General features: G+C 50.4%; 3 protein-coding genes. All 3 read left to right on the forward strand.

Features of this window, described 5'->3' with window-relative positions; all coding sequences use genetic code 11:
• Nucleotides 1–2 precede the first annotated feature (2 nt).
• Genes NSQ58_RS19760 through NSQ58_RS19770 form a run of 3 tightly spaced genes read left to right on the forward strand, consistent with a single transcriptional unit; the run spans nucleotide 3 to nucleotide 19,740 of the window.
• Entirely contained in the window at nucleotides 3–7,133 is a 7,131-nt protein-coding gene (locus tag NSQ58_RS19760; protein WP_341058087.1) for an amino acid adenylation domain-containing protein, read from the forward strand.
• A gap of 13 nt (nucleotides 7,134–7,146) precedes the next feature.
• On the forward strand, nucleotides 7,147–8,394 hold the full coding sequence (gene fabD / locus NSQ58_RS19765) for an ACP S-malonyltransferase (RefSeq protein ID WP_341058089.1): 1,248 nt from the start codon (nucleotides 7,147–7,149) through the stop codon (nucleotides 8,392–8,394).
• A 36-nt stretch (nucleotides 8,395–8,430) separates the two neighbouring features.
• A complete protein-coding gene (locus tag NSQ58_RS19770) occupies nucleotides 8,431–19,740 on the forward strand; it encodes an amino acid adenylation domain-containing protein (RefSeq protein WP_341058090.1) in 11,310 nt (3,769 codons plus the stop codon).
• Nucleotide 19,741: the final 1 nt, after the last annotated feature.

Here is a 19,741-nt window from a genome sequence, read left to right on the forward strand (position 1 = left end):
ACATGGGAGAGAAGCAGACCTATGATCTGTCTCATGGGCAGAAACGGTTCTGGGTTCAGTCCCAGCTGGACGCTCAGAGCAGCGCCTTAAATCAGTCGGTAGCCGTTCGAATCAGACAAGCTGTAAATACCTCGTATTTACAGCAGGCCCTCCATACCATCGTTGAAAGACATTTTATGCTTCGTACAGTGTTTACGGTGGTTGAAGGTGTACCGAAGCAAGTGGTGCTGGAGCAATTGCCCTTAAATGTGCCTGTTGTGGACGTATCGGCCACAGGGGGAGAAACAGCGTGGGCAGAGGTACAAAAAGAAATACAGACTGTGATGAATCAGCCTTTTGATCTGGAGCAGAGTCCATTATGGCGTGCACAGATTTACATGCTGGCGGCAAACGACTATGTTTTTCATATTTGTATGCACCACATCATTGAAGATGGTTGGTCCATGGATCTGTTTTTTCAAGAGCTATTTCATATTTATGAGGCGTTGGAGCAAGGGGCAAGCCCCCATTTGCCGCAATTGCCGATTCAGTATATTGATTATGCACATTGGCAAAATCAGCAGGTGCTTGCTGGAAAGCTAAGCTCGCAGGAGCAATACTGGAAAAACCGGCTGGATGGTGAATTGCCAAGCCTTCAATTGCCTTTGGATTTTCCGCGTCCGACCCTGCGAAATGCCCCGGCAGCGGTGGAAAAGGTCATTTTGGATGCGGAATTATGTGCGGGCTTGGAGCGGTTGAATCGCACGCACGGAACCACCATGTTCATGTCGATTGTTGCCAGCCTGAATGTGTTATTGGCGCTGATTACTCAGCAAGAGGATATTATGCTCGGGACTCCTGTGGCGGGACGGAATCAAAAGCAGGTTCGTAACCTGATCGGCTTTTTCGTTAATACTCTCGTGCTGCGAAATCGACTTACCCGGGACATTACGTTTTCCCAATTGTTACAGCAAGTTAAAGAGGAGTGCGCAGGGGCATACGCCCATCAGGACTATCCTTTTGACAAGCTGTTGCAGGTATTGAACCGTCCGCGTTCTCTAAATCGTGCCCCGCTGTTTGACGTTCTGATTAATTTTGCAGCCGGCTCCAAAAAAGAGGAGAGCTTCGGGGGAATCCCGATGGAAAGAATCAAGCTGGGAAATGGGGCTGACGCGAACGAATTTGACCTGACCGTAATTGTGGAGTCCGTAAATGACGAATTGGTCATATCGCTTAGCTATGGAACAGATTTATTTACCGCCTCAACGATATCCAGAATTGGGGTGTATTTTCGCAATATTATAGCGAGCGCCATTCAGAACCCGGAGCAGCCTGTGTGGAAAATGGACTACAGGGGGGCAGAGGAACGGGCGGTTATTCATCGTGTTAACGATACGCAAAAGTCTTATCCGGCTGGAGTCACGATTACGTCCCGTATTCAGGAGCAGACCGTCCGTACTCCCGATGCAGTGGGGGTTGTGGACGGCGACAAGGCTGTGACCTATAAGGAGCTGCACCTTCGCTCCAACCAATTGGGACAGCTTTTCAGTCATTACGGAGTTCGTCCGAATTCGCTGGTTGCCCTTATGGGGGATAGGAATGTGCCGTTGCTTACCGCCATTTTAGGGATTATGAAGGCCGGCGGTGCCTATGTCCCGATTGATCCCGATTACCCGCAGGCCCGAATCCAGTATATGCTTGACGACAGCTCCTGCCGCGTGCTTGTTACGGATTCACGTTATTTCCAGCGTACGCTAGATCATTTGCCAGACTGCATTGAAACGGTTATTTGTCTGGATGAAACGGTATGGGGAGAGGCGGAATGGATCGTTAGACTGCGCGAGATGCGAGGGGACGAGTCTTATTTTATTCCAGTTAAAGCCCAAGGGATATCTACGGATAATCTGAGTCTGCAAAATACCCCTAATGAAAATGACCTGGCGTATATTATGTACACGTCTGGCTCCACAGGTCAGCCCAAAGGGGTAATGATGACCCATATAGCTGTGCTGAATACGTTATTTTGGTTGCAGGATGCCTTTGCTCTGGGAGCAGAGGATGTCATTGCGCAGAAAACGTCTACCAGCTTCACGGACTCGGTGTGGGAATGGTTCTGGCCGTTGATGGAGGGAGCCCGATTAACAATTGTTCCTACGGATATTGTACAGGACCCTGCACAGCTCTACCCATTTATGAAGCGGGAAAAAGTGACGGTTACCCAATTCGTTCCTGCGCTTATGAATGTTTTTTTAAGTGCCGTACGAAATGCGGGAGAATCTCATCCGTTGCCTCATCTAAAATGGATTTTTAACGGAGGCGAAGCGCTTCCGGTGAACATCGTGCAGGAGTGGTACACTCTTTTTCACACAGCGAAAATCGCCAATCTATACGGCATGACCGAATCAGCCATCTATGCAACCCAGCATATCATTCAGCACAAGCCGGATGCGGGAACATTACGTATTCCTTTGGGGCTGCCGATTGCCAATACTCATGTGTATGTGCTGGATCAGGAAGGACAGCTTGCCGGATTCCATGTGCAAGGCGAGATTTGTATCGGCGGGACAGGACTGGCGAGCGGATATTGGGCCAAGCCGGAATTGACGGCCAAGGCCTTTACTACGCATCCGTTGAGCGGAGAAAGGCTTTATCGAACGGGAGACTTGGGCTGTCAGACCCCGGACGGGCAATTTCAGTATCTTGGGCGGAAGGACGACCAGGTTCAGGTGCGCGGATTTCGCGTTGAAATGAAGGAGGTTGAGCAGGCGCTGGTCAGTCTTCCATCTATTCGTGAGGCAGCGGTGGTTGCACATAGGGAGGAATCGGGATTAACCGGACTGATCGGCTATTACACCTTGCAGTCGTCTGAAATGACATCAGAAGGGGTGCGCCAGCATTTAAAAGAACGGCTTCCCGACTATATGGTTCCCGGTCTGCTGGTGCCGCTCGATGCCATGCCCTTGACCCCACACGGTAAAATCGATCGCAAGCACATGCCAAAGCCTGACGGAAGAAGTGTGGTAGGAACGGAATATGTTCCTCCAGGTAACGATATGGAGCAAGAGCTGTCCACCATTTGGGCAGAAATTTTGGATATAGCGCAGGTAGGCGTACAGGACCCCTTCTTTGCGTTGGGTGGACATTCACTGAAGATGGCAAAAATGATTTACCGGATTCAGGAGCGCCTGCAGGTGAAAGTGACGTTCAAAGAGCTTTTCGACCATCAAACCATTCGTGAGCTGGCCCATTTGCTTCGTCAAAAGACCTCTGTTCATGCAGCTTCTATCGAACCGTTGCCTGAGCAGGAGTATTATCCGGTTTCCGCCGCGCAAAGACGATTATTTGTTTTGCATCAATGGGAAGGGGAAAGCTTGAGCAATCATGTGTTCAATGCATGGCATTTAACAGGCAACATCCAGCGAACGCAGCTTGAGCGTCTGTTTCAAGCCTTACTGCTCCGGCATGAGTTATTCCGAACGGGCTTTACCCTGCTGGAGGGTGAGGTGGTACAGCGGATTCATTCGGACGTAGCCTGGAAAATGGAATACGCCGAAGGGACGGCGGCCGATATGCCGCAGATTCAGCAATCATTTTTGCGTCCCTTTGATTTGCAGCAGCCACCGCTTTTACGGGTCATGCTGGTTCGATTAGCGGAGCAGAGCCATGTTCTGCTGCTGGATGTGCATCATATTATTTTTGATGGAATTTCTGCGACCGTGCTTATGGATGAGTTCATCTCCTTAATGGAAGGAAGCGCTCTGGAAAAACCGCATATTCAGTATAAAGATTTTGTCGCCTGGCAGCATATACAGCTCAGCGGGGAACCTCTGAAGGAACAGGAAGCGTTCTGGCTGAAGCTGTTCGACGAACAGCACACCGGAAAGGATATTCCGCTTCTGAAGCTGCCGGGAGACTACCCAAGACCAAGGCAACGGAGCTTTGCCGGGGGCTCGCTGGAATTTAGTCTATCGTCAGACTGTGCAACAGGCTTGCGGAAGCTGGCCACGGAGAGTGGTGCCACGTTATTCATGGTTTTGCTTGCGGCATATAATGTATTTTTGTCCCGCTACAGTGGGCAGGAGGACATCGTGGTGGGTACGCCAGTAGCCGGAAGATCGCATGTTCAGCTGGAGCGGATGCTCGGTATGTTCGTAAATACACTTGCGTTGCGGAATACTCCCGTACAGGAGAAGACCTTCCGGCAGTTTCTAGGCGAGGTCAAGGACAACACATTAAATGCCTTTGAGCATCAGGATTATCCCTTTGATATGCTCGTCAATCGCTTGCATCTCCAGCGGGATTTGAGTCGTAATCCGCTGTTTGACACGATGCTTCGGCTGCAAAATTTCATGGATGGCAGCAGGGAAGTGCCGGGCTTACAGGTGAAGCCTTATCCGTTGGAAAGCTCTTTTGCTTCCTTTGATCTGATGCTGACCGTGGTTGAAATGCCGACGGCTAACGGTGAAGATCATCGGCATAATGGGCTGCATTGCACCTTTGAGTATAGCGCGGAGCTGTTCCGCGAGCAGACGGTCCGCCAGATGGCGCAGCATTTCATCGAGCTGACGGCTCAGCTCGCATTACAGCCGGACCGCCCTCTGTATGCAGCCGGCCTGCTGACTCCTGCGGAGCAATCACGCATCCTTGTCGCCCGCAATGCGACTGAGCTTGCGCTATCGGCTGACAAGCTGATGCATCAGCTGTTCGAAGAACAGGCTGCACGGATGCCGGACGCCATAGCGGTAGAGTGTGGGAGCCAGCGTGTGACCTATGGCGAGCTGGATGTCCTGTCCAACCGGGTGGCGAGAACATTGCGCAGCAAGGGTGCAGACGTGAATACGGTGGTCGCCTTGCTGCTGGAACGGTCGGTAGATTTGCTGACGGCGATGCTCGGCATTTTAAAAGCAGGCGCTGCCTACCTGCCGATCGACCCCGCTTATCCTGCGGCGCGTATCTCCTACATGCTGGAAGAGAGTGAAGCGCAATGGCTTGTGAGTCAGGACATATTGCTGGATGGACTGGATTTTAAAGGTGAAGTCATTTCATTAAATGACGAGAATATACACCAACAGGATGGAAGAAAACTGGAAATCATACAGCCGGGACCCCGTGATTTGGCGTATATGATTTTCACCTCAGGCTCGACGGGGAATCCGAAAGGCGTGATGATTCGCCAGGAAGCCATCGTCAACCTGATCTACGGGATTACCGAGCGTATACCGTTTTTTGCAGGACAGACCTTCTTTTCGGTTACGACTGCCGCATTTGATATTTTTGTATTGGAAACGCTGCTGCCTTTGGCAAAGGGGCTGCGGGTGGTGTTGTCTACGGGAGAAGAGCAGGCAAATGCTGAGCTGCTGTTGCAGGCTATTCGCCGAACAGGTCCACATTTGCTGCAAATGACGCCCTCGCGGCTTCAGCTTTTGCTTATGCACCCTGAGGCAAAAGAGAGTATGCACACGTTGCAGGTCGTGATGGTGGGAGGCGAGGCTTTACCAGAGTCATTGCTTCGTCAGACGCAGGAAGTGACCGCTGCGCGCATTTTTAACATGTACGGCCCAACTGAAACTACGGTCTGGTCAACCGTGCAGGAGCTTACCCGGCGCGAGCAAGTGACAGTGGGTACGCCGATAGCGAACACGCAAGTATATATTCTGGACGGGCAGCTTCAGCCTGTACCGGATCTTGTAGCGGGTGATCTATGGATTGGAGGCAAGGGACTTGCAACCGGTTATGACAAGCGTCCCGACCTGACAGCGGAGAAGTTCAAGGCCAATCCGTTTCGCTCCGGCGAGCGAATGTTTAAGACCGGAGATTTGGCACGGTGGCTGCCTAACGGAGAGATTGAAGTATTAGGCCGGATGGACGATCAGATCAAGGTCCGTGGCTATCGGGTGGAGCTGGGGGAAATTGAGCAGGCGCTGCTGGCTCATCCTGCCATTCGGGAAGCTGTGGTGGTGCAGGACCGATCAGACGATCAGGAGCACCGCACCCTTTGTGCCTATTGGGTAGGGCAGCAGACCTTATCCGTGAGCGAGCTGCGTAATCATCTGCTTGTCCGACTGCCAGAATATATGATTCCGTCGCATTTTATTAGCATGTCGGAGATGCCATTAACGCCGAACGGAAAAATAAGCCGTCGCATGCTGCCCAAGCCGGATCATAGCCGTCCTCTGCTTGAAGTGGAATATAAGGTACCTGCTACCGAGGTGGAAATGCAGGTCAGCCGCATTTGGGAAGAGGTGCTGCACAGAAGCGGGCTTGGCATCCACGACAATTTCTTTGAGCTGGGGGGGAATTCGGTTTTGCTCATTCAAATGAATGCTCGTCTCCAGCAAATGTATCCAGGCCAAATCAGCGTTGCAGATTGCTTTGCCTATCCGACGATTGCGAGACTTTCCGGTTTTCTGGAGCAGCAGCAAGGAAATCAAGTATGGACGGATACGGAACAGGAGCGATATGAGCGTCAGGAGCAATACTGGCGTCTTTATTTGGCTGACCCGCTACCTTTTATTCCGTGGAGTAAGGCGATGCGGACAGATGGAGGGGCAGACGGTCAGGCTACGTTCACCTTCACTTTACCTGCGGACCTGCTGAGCGTGTTACAGAAGGCTGTCGGGAGTCAGGACTTTGCCCTGACAGACCTGTTGCTAGCCGTTTGTGCGTATGTGTTGTCGCAAATGACCGGTCAGTCCGAGCTGGTATTGCCCATCGGTGAAGGACTCGCGATACCACATAAGCAGCTCATACACCACGGACAGTCCTCTTTTTCCGCATCACAATTAACAGGGGAGAGCTTATACCCGCTGCGTGTACGATTGACGGAAAATGATGATTTTAGCGCCCTGTGCATAGAGGTTGCCCGTCACCGACAAAAGGCGAAAGAGACCGATCTTTATCCGATCTCCGTGATGTCGCCCAATGGGACAGGAGACGGCGGTTCATCTGCTTTTTTCCCTTGTGTGCTTCTGAATCATACCCCGGCGGGACATGAGATGACCCGACAATATGACTGGGTGCTTCATATGGATGTGCGCGCGGAGCAGGTACGGTTCCTATGCGAATATCAAGCTGGAAAACTGAAGAAGACTTGGGCGGAACAGATGATGAAGGCCTACGTCCACGTCCTGCACAAGATTGCTGACCTACTATAAGGAGGATGGAACGATGAAAAAATTAGGATTTTTATTTCCAGGGCAAGGCTCTCAATATGTAGGCATGGGTCAAAGCTTATACGATGAATATTCAGTAGCAAGAGAAACCTTTGAAGAGGCTGAGGATGCGCTGGGGCTTGATCTAAAAACGCTTTGCTTTACAGGTTCCATGGATGAGCTGACGCTGACCTCCAATGCGCAGCCAGCCATTTTGACCGTGAGTATTGCAGCCTTGCGTGTACTGATGCAGGAATTGAAGCTTGCTCCATCTCTGGTAGCAGGTCACAGTCTGGGAGAATTCTCGGCATTGGTCAGTACAGGGGCGCTTGCTTTTGCAGATGCGGTGAACATAGTACGTCAGCGGGGCATTCTGATGCAGGAAGCCGTTGCTCCCGGTACAGGGGCGATGCTGGCGGTAGTCGGGAGTCATGAGCGCGAGGTGGATGAGGTGTGTCAGCAAGCGTCGACAGCCGGCGCATCGGTCGGCATTGCCAATTATAATTCCTCCGAGCAGTTGGTCATTTCCGGTCATACTCCCGCACTGGAGAAGGCGGAGGAGGAGCTGAACCGCAGAGGAATCAAAACGATTCGCCTCAAGGTGGGCTTTCCGTTTCATACGAATTTAATGCGGAGCGCTGCGGGCAAATTTCGGGACGAGCTGGAAAAATATGATTATGGCCGTTTTCAATGGCCTGTGCTCTCTAATGTTACAGCGACACCTTATGCGGATCACCGTTATATCGTGTCTAACCTGACGTCTCAGATGGCACGCCCTGTGCAATGGCACAAAAGCGTTCAATACATGCTGAATCAGGGTGTGAATCATTTTATCGAAATCGGTCCTAAAACCGTATTAAAAAATCTAATGACAGGTATCACCTCAACGGCTCATTCCTTTGCTTTTGAGCATCCCTCCGGTCTGGACTCGCTGCGGAATGCTGATATGGAGAGCAAGCCAGACGGTTTGGGGCTAGTGACCTCCTGCATCGCGATTGCGGTTTCAACCCAGAACCGGAACTGGAACAACGAGGAGTATGAGCAGGGTGTGGTCGTTCCATATAAAGCATTGCAAAATCTGCGTGAGCAATTGATCGCGACCGGAACAGAACCCACGGTGGAGCAAATGCAGCAAGCGCTGGACAAGCTGAAATCCATTTTCGTAACCAAATTAACACCCACGGAGCTGCGGGCTGAACGGTTTGAGCAGATTTTCAGCAATACGCATACACGCGAATTGTTTCCCGCGTTTCAGGTCAGCTAATCGCAGCGAACATGAGGAACGGAAGGGAGTACGAGGATGACAAAAACAGGATTCAATCTGGCGGCTCTTCAATTCAATGAACAGGATTTTTTGGAGGCGGGTCCGATCGCGGTTAATGAGCTACGAGATTCGGATATTGCAGTCATCGGAATTAGCTGTAAAATTGCCGGAAGTCAAAATGCAGCTCAGTTTTGGGAGCTGCTGCGGGCGGGGCAGGACGCCATACGTCCTTTTCCTGCCCGACGAAAAAAGGAGCTGGAGAGCCTCTTCCAAGCCGGGCTGCTGAATGAGCAAACGGCGTTAAATGAAGGCGGATTTCTGGAGGAAATTGATAAGTTTGACTATCCCTTTTTTCAAATTTCTCCGGGTGAAGCGCGATTAATGGACCCAAACCAGCGGCTGTTTTTGGAGTCTGCCTGGGCGGCGGCTGAAGATGCGGGGTACGGCGGTAAAAGGCTTTCCGGCAGTCGGACAGGAGTTTATGTCGGCTACAGCAGTGATTTTGGTGAGGAATATAAGCGGTTTATAGCAGAGATGGCTCCTTCCTCCGCCTCCTCAGCGATTCCGGGTAATATCCATTCCATGATTGCCAGTCGGATCGCCTATCTGCTCGATTTAAAAGGGCCTAGTCTGTTGGTGGATACCGCATGCTCCTCATCTTTGGTGGCCATTCACCTGGCCTGTCGGGATTTGCGGCACGGCGATTGTGATACGGCGATTGCCGGCGGGGTGAAGGTCACACTCGTACCCGTCAAAGAAGGAAAGGGCGGGGGGCTGGGTGTAGGCTCCTCGGATGACCGGACGAGAACGTTCGATAGCGTTTCAGATGGCACAGGTGGAGGAGAAGGTGTAGCCGCTGTTCTGCTCAAACCCTTGAAGCGGGCCATTCAGGACCAGGACCATATTTATGCTGTCATTAAAGGCAGTGCTGTGAACAATGACGGGACTTCAGCCGGGATTACGGCTCCCAATTCGCTGGCAGGAGAGGATGTCATTGTACGGGCCTGGAAGGATGCTGGGATTGACCCGGATACCATTACATATATTGAAGCTCATGGGACAGGCACCAAGCTGGGTGATCCAGTGGAGATTGATGGTATACGGAGAGCCTTTCGGCAGTATACCGACCGGAATCAATTTTGTGCCATAGGCTCGGTCAAAACCAATGTAGGTCACCTGGATAACAGTGCGGGAATCACGGGCTTTTTAAAGGCAGTGCTCGCTTTGGAGCATGCAGAAATTCCGGCGAGCCTACATTTTACCTGCCCAAACCCGGATATTAGCTTTATTGATTCGCCTGTATATGTGAATGACAAGCTGCAGCCTTGGCCCAAGGAGGATTTTCCGCGACGCTGCGGAGTCAGTTCCTTCGGGCTCAGCGGTACGAACTGCCATGTCGTTCTGGAAGAGGCCCCGGTGTGGGCTGAAATGCAGGATGGTGGCCAGTTGGAGCAGGAAACACCGGAAACGGTTCAGCTTTTTACGTTATCTGCTAAAAATGAAACAGTGCTTGCAGCCTATGTGAAGCAATATCAGCAATATGTCATGGAACCCAAAACCTATCCGTTACGCGATCTTTGTTATACCGCCAATACCGGACGAGGGCAGTACGGCTTTCGTCTAGCGATTTTGTGCCGGGATTGGGATGATCTAGGAGCAAAGCTGACTCAAATTCAGACCTCAGGCTTCAGCGGACAAGCGAAACAAGAAGAGTTCATACTGGGTGTGTATTTTGGATGTCATAAGGTTGTATCTGCACAGAAGGAAAAAGAAGCAGGGGAGCTTACGCTGGAGGAATCCAGAAGACTGACAGCATCAGCCAAAGAGAAACTGACCCAGTCTTCATTCGAGTTCGATACGCTGGATTCTCTGTGCCGTATGTATGTTGAGGGAGCAGATGTGGAATGGGAGAGCTTGTATGAAGGCAAAGCGTGCCACAGACGAAGCCTTCCCACCTATCCTTTTGAGCCTAAGCGATGCTGGGTGGAGGTAGAGGAGAAGGCAGTCGTTTCTCAGGCTTCCCATGTTCGAAAATTCACAGAGATGGAAACAACACATCCGCTTTTGGACTATTGTTTGGCAGAAACCGAGGATCAGGATATTTACCTGACCCGTTTCTCTGTTGGGCGTCATTGGGTACTAAGCGAGCATAAGATTATGGAAAACTGTATTGTACCAGGAACCACTTATCTGGAAATGGTTAGGGCAGGGTTGGAAAAATACAAGCGTCCAGGCAAGGTGCTGGAGCTATATGATATCCAGTTTATTTCTCCGCTCATCGTGGATGCAGAGGAAGAAAGAGAAGTACACACCGTTTTGCAACGGGAGGGTGAGACGTTTTCGTTTAAGGTATTAAGCCGGACGGGACCCTCAGTTCAGCCGTGGGAGCAGAATTGGGTAAGGCATGCACAGGGGCGCGCGGTATTTGTAAAGGCAGCCCATCCTGTTATGAGTCTGGGCGATATTCGGACTGAGTGCAACGATCAGGAAGTAGTAGTCGGTGAGAATCATGCCGAAGCTGCTGCTGCATTTTCATTCGGGCCGCGGTGGGAGACGCTACGGACGATTGCAATTGGAACAGATCAAGTGTTGGCTAAGCTGGAGCTGCCCGCAGCCTATCAAATGGATGTAAGTCAATACGTGCTGCATCCCGCTTTGTTGGATGTGGCCGTCGGGGTAGCAAGCCAGAGTTTAGGAAATGGCCTGTTTCTGCCATTTTCATATCACAAGTTGCGCATTTACGACTCCCTTCCACGGCTTTGCTACAGCTATCTGCGCAAAAAAAGCAAGGTCAGGGAAAGTGGAGAAATTTTAACGGTAGATGTGCTCATTCTGGGTGCCGAAGGTCAGGTACTGGTAGAAATTGAAGATTATGCAGTCAAACGTGTACACGAGGCGGATCTTAAACGAACCCGCTATACAGAACATCATAAATATCATCAGATTGTATGGAAAAAGCAAGAACAAGCACCCTCCGAGTATGAAGAAGATACAGTAACCCGGACCGCAAATGATTCAGTGTTATCCACACCGCTGGAAACGATTTTATTATTCACTGATAACCGTCCGATCGGTGTAACGCTACGTGGATTGTTAGCGCACGAAGGGTATGATGTGGTTGAAGTGAAGCGAGGAGTCACCTTTACTAAAATGTCAGACCATGCTTACTTCTCTACGGGTTCCGAGGAAGATCATAGACGCTTGTTGACAGAGATGCGATGTCAGAATGCTAAGAAACTGATATACCTCTGGAACGGGCAGTCTATGGTTCAGCTATTTCATCTGGCTAAGGCAATCGCAGAGACCAAGTCAGCTGTTAAGGAACTGACGGTGATCGCTGAGCAGGCTTATAAAGTGAATGAATTGGAAAATGAATTAAAACCAGAACATGCGGGCTTGTTTGGGCTGGCCCGTGTCATCGGTCAGGAATACCCTGATCTGAGCTGCCGTTGCCTCGATATAGATACAAGCACCCAGCCTTCAGAACTCATTCATTCCCTACGGCACGATGTTGATATATTTCTGGTCGCTTGGCGTAACGGCGAACGTTATGTAGAGCAGATTGAACCTGTGGATCTGACGGAAAGCGAAGTTGACCCGATTACGATCAGACCGCAGGGAACCTATGTCATAACTGGGGGTACTGGCGGGCTGGGATTGGCAATCGGTAAATGGCTTGCTTCTAAAGGTCAGGTCACACTGGGATTGATAGGTCGCAAGCCTTTGCCACCCAAGGAGCAATGGGAGGCCATTGCAAACGCTGATTCGAACGGAAGCCGTAACGTAAGACAGAACTTAAAGCCAGATATGAATACAAGGATGCTGAATATGGTTACCGCCTTACTGGAATTGGAGCAGCAGGGAGCGCAGGTAGAATATTATGCTGTCGATGTAGCTGACGAGACCGCTATGAAGCAAGCCTTGAATGAACTTCGCCACAAGTATGGGGCTATTCACGGTATCATCCATGCTGCGGGTGTGGCTGGAGACGGTTTTATGGCTCTCAAGAGCCAGGACCGCTTTACCGAGGTACTGGCTCCGAAGGTAACAGGCACACATGTGCTTGACCGAATCACCGCTGCGGATACACTGGACTTTTTTATTCTTTTTTCATCTGTGACTTCACTGATGGGTGGACCAGGCCAAAGCGACTACACGGCAGCCAACGCCTATCTGGATGCCTTTGCCGAGTGGCGGAATCACTCTGGCCGACGTACGCTTGCCATCAACTGGGCTCCTTGGCAGGAAGTTGGGATGGCTTTTGAGCATGAGGTTGATTTCCAAGAGAGCTTATTTCAGGCTCTGTCCACACAAGAGGGACTGGCCGCTCTTGAACAATTATTGCTTCATCCCGTTCCGCGTGTCATTGTGGGTGGCTTGAATTACGCTCAGGTGGCCGCGCTGGATTCCGCTGCCATTCCTTTCGGATTTTCTCATGAAATGCGGGCTATTCTGGACCGTCATCGTCGGCTTCTGCATGACCATGCGGTCACGTCATCTGCTGCCGTGCGCCGTCCTGTGCAGTTGCGTGGTCGGGCAACAGAACAATATAGCTCATCTGAAAAGGTGATCGCAAGCATATGGGCGGAAGTGCTGGGGCTTGATGAGCTGAACATCTATGACAGTTTTTATGAGCTGGGAGGAGACTCCCTGATTGCTAGTAAAATGGTGGGACAGATGAATCAAAGCTTGTCCAAAAAAGTGGATATGAGCGATATCTTCAACTATATGACGGTCAGCGAATTAGCCCTGTATACGGATGGAGAAGCGAAGCAGCCTCTTCTGACGGAAACGGAGCTGCCTGCATCCCAATCAGCTGACAAAAATCTGATCATTCATCCGGTGGAACAACGTGAGGTGTACCCAGCTTCCTCGACGCAGCGTCGATTTTATATGATGCGTCAAATGGCAGGACATAGCACCTTGAACAATCTATGCAGTGCGATGACCATCATTGGTAATCTGGATCATCATCGGTTGGAGAAAGCCATATATGCGGTAATTCGTCGTCATAGCTCGCTGCGCACCGCTTTTGAGTTGCGGGATAACGAACTGGTACAGAGAGTGTACCCGGAGGTAGATTTTTCACTGGAATATAGCGAAGGGGACGGGCGCGAGCTGGAAGCGTATGTGGATGAATTTATCCGTCCCTTTGACCTGAATCGTGCGCCGCTGTTAAAGGCGAAGCTGATCCGGCTGAAGGACGATTCCCACCTCTTTCTGTGCGATGTTGACCATATTGCAGCCGATGGAGCCTCGATTGGTATTTTATTAAGTGAAATGATACAGGGCTATTCTGGACAGGATCTACCGCAACTGCCTATGCAATATACCGATTTTACATTGTGGCAAAATCAGCGTCTGGACAGTGCCGAAATGAAAAAGCAGGAGGCATACTGGCTGGACGTATTTAAGGGGACGCTGCCTGTACTTGATTTGCCTACAGATGAGCCGCGGGCAGCGCAAATGAGCAATGCCGGGGATGTCTATACATTTGATCTGAGTGAGGAATTAACAGCTTTGGCTAAAAAAACAGCGGTACAGCATGGGGTTACGCTCTTTATGCTTCTGTACGCTGTCTATAGCACTTTATTGGCCAAATATGCGAATCAGGAAGAGATCATTATTGGCATTCCAAGCGCAGGTCGCCAGTCGGAAGAGGTCCAGCACATGATTGGGCTGTTCATCAATACGCTGGCCCTACGAACTGCGCCAGCTGAAGATAAGCCTTTCGCAGCATATTTGCAGGAGGTTAAGAAGCACGCGCTTGAAGCCTATAAGCATGAGGATTATCCCTTTGAAATGCTGCTGAATCAGCTTGACGTACCGAGAGACCGGAGCCGGAACCCACTTTTTGATGTTCAGTTTATTTCCCAGAACTTTCGGGGGGAGCCGATGAGCATCAACGGGCTTCGCTTTACTCCGTTGGAAGCTAAGATGGAGGCTGTCCAAGTCGATCTGACAGTCATATGGGTTGAAAATGAAGGCAAGCTGCGTTTTCACTTTGAGTATGCGACCCAACTGTTCAAGGGAGAGACCATACGTCGGCTTGCGAGCTATTACAAGAATCTTTTACAAGAAGTTTGTGCTGATGCTTCGCGGCCGATTGGCCTCATTTCCATGAATCAGGCGGAAGAACAGCAGCGAACCCTGTACGAGTGGAATGAAACCCGGGTGAATTACCCACAGGAAAAGCTGGTTCACCAGTGGTTTGAAGAGCAGGCTGAACAGCATCCTGAGCGGATTGCTGCCGTCTACGGAGAGCATTCGCTGACTTACAGCCAATTGAATATCAGAGCTAATCAGCTTGCCCGGCACTTGCTAACTTATCATTTGGTACCGGACCAAGCTGTCGGTATCCTGGTTCCCCGTTCGCTGGATATGCTGACCAGCATGCTTGCCGTACTCAAAGCAGGAGCAGCCTATGTCCCTATGGACCCGGAACATCCGACGGAGCGGGTGGCCTACATGCTGGAGGACAGCGGCGTGTCTCTGCTCCTAACTTCTACGGACACCGTCAGCATCGACACGCTTCGTTTTACAGGGTCTGTCATGGATGTAAGTGATCCGGCCTTGTACAGCGTAGATGCTGATAATCTAGCTTTTGCACTTGCAGGTAAGGAGTCTCTGGCATCTCACCATTTGGCTTATATTTTGTACACGTCAGGATCATCCGGTAAGCCCAAAGGAGTCATGGTTGAGCATAGAAATGTAACGAATTACATCACGGCTTTCCAGCATGAGTTCCATCTAACGGCTGAGGACGTAGTGCTCCAGCAGGCAGCCATTACCTTTGATGCATCCGTGGAGGAAATATACCCTACATTGGCAGCAGGGGGAACGCTGGCTATGGTTTCACGGGATGAACTGAAGGACATCCAATGGCTGAACCAATTCATTCGCCAGCAGCAAGTGACCGTGGTCAGTGCCTCGCCGTTTATTTTAAATGAGCTAAATCAACTGTCCCCTTTCCCGCATATTCGCACTTATATTAGCGGGGGGGATGTGCTGAAAAGTGAATATGTCACCCAGTTGTTGCGCTCGGCAAAGGTCTACAATACGTACGGACCAACAGAAGCGACCGTCTGTGCTACCTATTATTGTGTGCCGGATATTCCAGCTGTCCATCCATTGCCTGTCGGACGGCCTGTAGCCAATGCTGAGGTATACATCATGAATCGCAGGGGTACGGATGTTATGCCTATCGGGGTACCCGGTGAAATATGTATTTCAGGCTGGGGAGTTGCACGCGGCTATATGAACCGCCCCGAACTGACGCAGCAGCAGTTTGTAGCAAATCCGTGGATACCGGGCGAGCGGATGTACAAAACGGGTGATCTGGGCAGATATCTTGAAGATGGGCAAATTCAATTTTTAGGAAGAGTCGATCAGCAGGTTAAAGTGCGGGGTTACCGCATTGAGCCGGGCGAGGTTGAAAAATCGTTGCTCCAGCACCCGCGTATACAGGATGGAGTGGTGTTGGTTCAGGAAGTCCAGCCTGGTATGCATGAGCTATGCGCCTATATCGTTACAGATCAGGAATTGTCGGTGGTAGAACTGAAGACCCATCTGTCGGTAACCTTGCCTGAATATATGATTCCGTCTTACTTTGTTCGAGTCGATGAGATCCCGTTAACACATCACGGAAAAATCGACCGTCATGCTTTACCGCAGGTTAATGAAAGTATCAAGGTCGGTACGGCCTATGTACATCCAGCTTCACCCATGGAAGAACGCCTGGTTGAGCTTTGGTCGGAAATCCTGCACCGGGAGCAGATTGGCACACAGGATGACTTCTTCCTGCTGGGCGGGCAATCCTTGCTGGCAACCAAGCTGGTCTACCTTATTAACAAGGAATGGAATGTAAATCTGACACTGCGCGATTTCTTCCGGGCAGGTACGGTTCAGGGGTTAGCGACATGGATAGAAGAAATTCAATCGGGCCGTGAACGTGGAATATTAGTGGAACAGGATGGATTAATCAAGCCCTTTAATCTCCGGCAAAAGCCATTGTTCCGCGTTCAGGTTATTCATCAGCCTGCCAACCGTCATTTGCTGTTCATTGATATGCATCATATTATTACGGACGGTCTTTCCCAAGAGATAATCGTCGAGGAATTTGCTCGTTTATACGGGGGCATGAACTTACCGGAATTGACGATCCAGTATAAAGACTATGCCGTGTGGCAGCGTGAGTTTTTGAACAGTGTGGAATTCCGTCAGCAGGAGCAGTTTTGGCTGGAGCTTTTTCAAGGGGAAATTACAGAGCTGGAATTGCCTACGGATTTTTCACGCCCCGATGTGAGAAGAGGTGAAGGGCAAGCCATTCATTTTGAGCTGGATCAGGAATGGACGTGGAAGTTAAAACGCTTTGCCCTGCAACAAAATGTCACGGTATTTATGGTTCTATTGGCGGCCTATAACCTATTGCTGGCCAAAGCCAGTGGACAGGAAGATATTATCGTTGGCATTCCGGTATCCGGCAGAACTCATGCGAGCCTGAGTCCTCTTGTCGGCATGTTCGTCAATACGTTGGCCCTTCGCAACACACCGGAGAAGGACATGACTGTACACGAATTTTTAATGCAGGTAAAGGAACGTTCTCTTCAGGCTTTTGAGCATCAGGACTATCCGTTTGAGCAACTGGTTGAGAAGTTGAATTTGGCTGGCAAAACAAGTCGCAATCCGCTGTTCGATACCATGTTTGCATTATTGAACGAGTCTTCCCGTACCATCGTAGAATTACCCGGTCTGAAACTGACTCCATGTGATGAAGCGGAGTATACAGGAGCACAATTCGATTTAACATTTACTGCAGCCATGACCGACGAGCATATCGAATGTATCCTTCAATACGATGTAGATCTCTTTACCGGGGAGACGGTGGAACGCTTGAGCCGGGAATTCCTTCAAATCTTACACACTGTCCTTGTCAATCCACAGCAAAAGATTGGAGAGCTTCGGATAGAAAAGGTGGCAGTTGACCCGAATCAGCGGGACAGAGAGGAAATACTTGAGTCAGCAAGCGTCCACAAGGAAGAGGACTGGGTGAGTGAGCTTGCCATAGCGGCTTCGGAATCGGTGAGCGAGGCGGAATGGAAGACACTTGTCCATGATTTCAATCAGACAGACATGGGTCCGGGGTCCGTAAAGCTGTTACATCAATATTTCGAGGGTCAAGCAAGCCGAAACCCTGAGCATATCGCTCTCATTTCCGGTCAACAGGAGATCAGCTACGGGGAATTGAATCGACGGGCGAATCTGGTTGCACATAGCCTACTGGACTCCGGTACCCGGCCAGAGCAAGTAGTAGCTATTGTTATGGAGCGCTCACCGGAAATGATTGTTGCTTTATTGGGCGTGTTAAAAGCAGGGGCGGCATACCTCCCCATTCATCCAGCCGATCCAAAGGAACGGATTCGCTACATCCTGGCAGACGCTGGGGCTGAATGGATTCTGACCCATCAGCAGTGCCATGCCAGCTGGATGGATGAAGAAATCCAGCAGATCATCGACGTTGACTTACTGTGTCAGGATCAGCAAGAACGAGGTAATCCAGAGCTTGTCATCCAGCCTGATCATCTGGCTTATGTCATCTTCACCTCCGGCTCAACCGGGCAGCCCAAAGGGGTGATGGTGGAGCATCACGCCTTTAGTGCGCGAGTGGTATGGCTGGCACAACAGCTTGGTTTAAGGGAGCAGGACACGGTGCTGCAAAAAGCATCCTATACCTTTGATGGTTCCATCGTCGAGCTTTTCAGCTGGTTCATGGGCGGAGGAAGATTGGTGTTATTGGAGGCAGGTGCAGAAACGGATACCCGTCAAATGCTGGATACCATTCACAGGCATCAGGTTACAGTGGCTTTCTTCATTCCTACCGTGCTGCAAATGTTTTTGTCAGAGCTTTCAGTCGAGGATACAATCCAAGCAGCCACTTTGCGTTGGGTCATGTCGGGTGGCGAACAGATTGGCCAGGAGCAGGTGCGAAGTTTTAATCTGAAGTTCCCGGAAGCGAGATTACTTAATCTGTATGGGCCTACGGAAGCCAGTGTGTTTGCAACAGCCTATACGTGTACGTCTGTATCTTCCGAAGGTCCGATTCCGATCGGACGGCCTGTGGGCAACACCCGGGCGTATATTTTAAATCAGGAGCTGGCGTTGGTTGGTTTGGGGCAGGTAGGAGAGCTTTGTCTGGGAGGGTGCCATCTGGCACGCGGGTATGTACATCTGGATGGACTTACGGCAGAGCGTTTTATCCCCAATCCTTTTGTACCAGGTGAGCGAATCTATCGGACAGGCGATCTTGCCCGGATGCTGCCTAGCGGCGAGATTGTTTACTTGGGACGATCGGATCAAATGGTGAAAATCGGAGGCTACCGGATTGAGACAGGTGAAATTGAAACAGCCCTCTTGCAAAATAACGACATTCAGCAGGCGGCTGTACTTGATTTGACAGATGAGCAGGGCAACAAGTATTTGTGTGCTTATCTGGTTGTGCAAACCGACTGTACAGTTCGAGAACTGCGGGCATTTTTGCTGGAACGATTACCGGAATATATGATTCCTTTACGTTTTGTAAAGGTGGAGACGATGCCTCTAGGTTCAAGCGGAAAGCTGGACCGTAAGGCGTTAAATACCTTGGGGGTAGAGTTGCCTTCCGGCAAAGAACATACACCGCCCCGCAACGAAATGGAACAGCAACTGCTCCTGTTGTGGGCGGACATTTTCAAAACAGGCGCAGTAGGTATAGATGATCATTTCTTTGAGTTTGGCGGAGATTCGTTGCTCGCTTACCAGTTCATTTTGCGTGTGCGTCAAATGTTGGCCATCGAGATTACTTTAAAGGAACTTTTTGCAGCTCCGACCATTCGACAACTTTCAGATCACATAAGCTCCAGAAGAGTTGAGTGTCATCACGAGGATGAAGCGACAGTCCGTTCCTTGATCCCTGCTGCGACTCCAAGCGCCCATTATCCGGCCTCATCTGCTCAAATGCGTCTTTTTATGATGCACGAGCTGAATCCAGAGGATCTAAGCTATAATCTACCGGGCGCCATGATGCTGGAAGGAGAATTGGACATGGCCAGACTTGAGGGAGCCTTCCAAGCGCTTATTCAGCGTCACGAAGCTTTTAGGACCACATTTGATGTGATCGACGGCGAGATTGTTCAGCTTATTCATGAATCTGTTCCGTTTGCCATTGAGTTTTTCAGAACAGAGGAAACCGAGATTAGCAACATACTTCGGGGCGATGGAAAGCTTATGAGAGAAGTCATACCAGTTCAGCAGCATGCACTGTCATCAGTAAAAGTAGAGAAAAAAGAACGCCGACGGAGGGAGATTTAGC

The organism is Paenibacillus sp. FSL M7-0134 (assembly GCF_038007865.1).
In the GTDB taxonomy this organism is placed as follows: domain Bacteria; phylum Bacillota; class Bacilli; order Paenibacillales; family Paenibacillaceae; genus Paenibacillus; species Paenibacillus polymyxa_B.